Genomic DNA, 232 nt, shown 5'->3' with positions numbered 1-232 from the left:
ATTTAGAGGAGTCGACCATGATAGGTACGCGAGAAATATCGGGTTCTGAGGCAATTAAATTTAAAAACTTAACCATGGCGGCTTTTGAGTCCAACATGGCTTCGTCCATGTTTATATCAATTACCTGCGCGCCGTTTTCTACTTGTTCTCGAGCAACTGTTAACGCGGTTTCATAGTCTTCTTCCATGATCAAACGTTTAAACATGGCAGAGCCGGTTACATTGGTACGTTC

General features: G+C 42.7%; 1 protein-coding gene. It reads right to left on the bottom strand.

Features of this window, described 5'->3' with window-relative positions:
• Nucleotides 1-232 (bottom strand): dihydropteroate synthase (locus tag AAEY83_RS18805; RefSeq protein ID WP_351061744.1); only part of this gene is annotated, 232 nt, incomplete at both ends.

This window comes from Psychrobacter sp. TB20-MNA-CIBAN-0197 (assembly GCF_040309765.1).
In the GTDB taxonomy this organism is placed as follows: domain Bacteria; phylum Pseudomonadota; class Gammaproteobacteria; order Pseudomonadales; family Moraxellaceae; genus Psychrobacter; species Psychrobacter submarinus.
Note: the sequence above shows the minus strand (reverse complement) of the source record. Positions and strands in the feature narration are given on the sequence as shown.